The 3,064-nt window shown below is 41.1% G+C and carries 2 protein-coding genes; both read right to left on the minus strand.

Annotation, left to right across the window (positions count from 1 at the left end; translation table 11 throughout):
* A partial coding sequence (locus F6K52_RS34680; RefSeq protein WP_293089513.1) for a polyketide synthase occupies nucleotides 1–1,551 on the minus strand: 1,551 nt, incomplete at its 3' end.
* A gap of 10 nt (nucleotides 1,552–1,561) precedes the next feature.
* On the minus strand, nucleotides 1,562–3,064 hold a 1,503-nt coding region (locus F6K52_RS34685; protein WP_293089514.1), incomplete at its 5' end, for a beta-ketoacyl reductase.

Here is a 3,064-nt window from a genome sequence, read left to right on the forward strand (position 1 = left end):
GATGTCTGCTAGGCTGTCTTCTTTGTTTGTTTCTAGATGCTGTTGATAATCTTTGATTAGTTCTGTGAGGGCTGGTGGTGTTTTGGCTGATAAGCTTAATATGTGTAGTGGACGTTCTGGGATATCTTCTGTTTTGAGTTGTGATTTTTGAGATGTTACTTGAGCTGGGGCTTCTTCTAATATGACATGGGCATTTATTCCACTTAGCCCAAAAGAACTTACTCCTGCAATGCGGGGTTTTTCTCCGCTTTTCCATTCTCGCTTCTTATCGGGGACAACCACAGGTAAATTATTCCATGAAATCTTTGGATTTAGCTGTTTCAAATGAAGGTGAGGGGAAATTTTCTCATGCCACAATGCCAAAACTGTCTTAATTACTCCAGCGACACCTGCTGCTCCTTCAGTATGACCAATATTAGTTTTAACAGAACTAATTACCAAAGGATTTTCCTGAGATCGGTTTTTACAGAATACATTTGCCAGTGTTTCCACTTCTATAGGATCTCCAAGAGAAGTTCCTGTTCCATGACACTCCACATAGTCAACCTGGGATGGTTGTACTTGAGCATTGCTCAAAGCCTGAAGAATTAATTCTTCTTGAGCAGGACCATAGGGAACTGTTAGTCCACTACTAGGACCATCATGGTTAATAGCAGAACCACGAATTAAAGCTAGAATTTTGTCCTCATCTGCTTTAGCATCGGACAAACGTTTGAGAACAATTACTCCACATCCTTCCCCACGTCCATATCCATCCGCAGCAGCATCAAAGGTTTTACAGCGACCATCTGGAGAATTCATACGACCTTGAGCAAATTCAACAAATGTATCAGGAGCAAGAATCAAATTAACACCACAAGCCAATGCTAAATTACAGTCTTTATTTCGCAAACTTTGACAGGCAAGATGGATAGCTACTAAGGATGATGAACAAGCAGTATCAACTGTCAAAGTTGGTCCTTGCAAACCCAAAAAGTAAGCAAGTCTACCAGCAGCAACACTGATACCGTTTCCAGTTATCTTGTAGGAATCAGCTTTACCTAGATTGCTAGCCAGTAATGAATAATCCTGGGTCATCATTCCCACAAATACTCCTGTTAGAGTTCTTTTTAACTTAGTTGGGTCAATTCCAGCATGTTCAAGACCTTGCCAACTTACTTCTAAAAGCAGCCTATGTTGAGGGTCCATAGCAATGGCCTCTCGGGGAGATATGCCAAAAAACTCAGGGTCAAATCGATCTGGTTGCTCCAGCAGGCTAGCAAAGCGAGTATACATCTTGCCGGGAGTCGCAGGATTTGGATCGTAGTAATCATCTATATTCCAGCGATTTTTCGGTATTTCTACTGCTGCATCAATTCCATTTTCTAATACTTTCCAGAATGCTTCTGGTCCATCACCACCACCAGGAAACTGACAGCCTAGCCCAATAACAGCAATTGGTTCGTGTTTAGCATTCTCGATTTCTTCTAGTTTCATCCGAGCTTGTTGAAGGGCTAGAATGAGCTGTTTAGTTGTGGATAAATTGGCCTCTTTAGAGTTTTCTTTTTTCATAATGTCTATACTATAAAAATTTTTTAATTTCTGCAAGCTCTTGGGCAGCACTTAATTCTATTTCTTCTTCTGAGTCTAAAGATGTATTGAAATCGCTAAATTTTTCATCTGTATCTACAACTTTATATGTAGATTCTGACTCTTCTTCTTGCTGTTCAAGATTAAGTACTTTGTAAAACAGATAATCTACAATTTCCTCAACAGTTGGATAGTTAAAAACTACTGTTTGGGATATATAAATTTGAAAAATTCTTTGAAAATTGTTGGTTAGTTCCACTGCCATTAATGAGTCCATTCCCAGATCAAAAAAGCCATCTTGGTTATTGATTGCTTCTGGCGTGTCTAAGCCTAGAACTTGAGAAATTTGTTTTTTTACAAAACCCATCAAGAGTTCTCGACGCTCCTGTGCTGGAGTTGCTTCAAGCTGACGCAAAAAATTTGATTGAGTGGCTGTTGTTTGGACTTCGCTTCTGAATATTTGCAGGTATTGCAGATCTATCCCAGCTACAGAATTTGCTAGGAACTGAGGCCATTGAATGGATGCTACTCCTACCTGAGCTATGGGCTTTGCCAGTACCTGACCTAGTGCTTGAAGACCTTTTTTTGAATCAATAGTACCAATACCTTGGCTCTTAAAACGGTTTTGATGCTGACTTCCTAGACGAGCGGCCATACCTCCTCGATCCCAAGGTCCCCAGTTAATACTCAATCCTGGTAGTCCCATAGCTCGACGATAGTAGGCAAAGGCATCCATAAAGGCATTAGCAGCAGCATAATTTCCTTGACCTGGTGAACCCAGCAAGGAAGCCATAGATGAAAAACAGACAAAGAAATCCAATGACAGATGCTGGGTAAATTTATGCAAATTCCAAGTTCCTGCCACCTTTGATGCCATCACTTGCAGAAACGGCTCCCACTTCACATTTTGCAGTAGCCCATCATTTAAGGTTCCAGCGCCATGAATCACACCTTTGAGTGGAAATAATGATGCCTGAATCTGCTCAAAAATCTCAGCTACATCTTCTTCACATGATATATCTCCTGATAATACAGAAATTTGGGTTCCTACTTGTTCTAACTTCTGGATTGTTTCCATTGCTGCTTCTGATGGCACGCGACGCCCAGTTAATATCAAATGTTTAGCTCCTTGGTACACCAACCACTGGGCTACTTCCAGTCCCAAAGCCCCTAAACCACCAGTAATTAGGTAACTAGCTTCTGAATCAATAGACAGTTGAGTACGTGTCTGTTCTCCTATTTGGGGTTGCCATCGTCTCAGCCGAGCCACATAACGCTGTCCCTGACGATAGGCTATTTGGTCTTCATCATCACTAAATAAAAGTTCTTCAACCAAGGTGGAAACAGTTTCAGAGAAATGGAGTTTTGCATCTAGGTCAACTTTGCGACATTTTAGCTCAGGGTGCTCAAGTGCAATAACTCGTCCTAGTCCCCATAAAGATCCCTGTTGTGGCTGTATCACATCTGTTTCAGATAATACACTTTGAGTTCCTTG

Source organism: Moorena sp. SIO3H5 (assembly GCF_010692395.1).
Taxonomy (GTDB): Bacteria; Cyanobacteriota; Cyanobacteriia; order Cyanobacteriales; family Coleofasciculaceae; genus Moorena.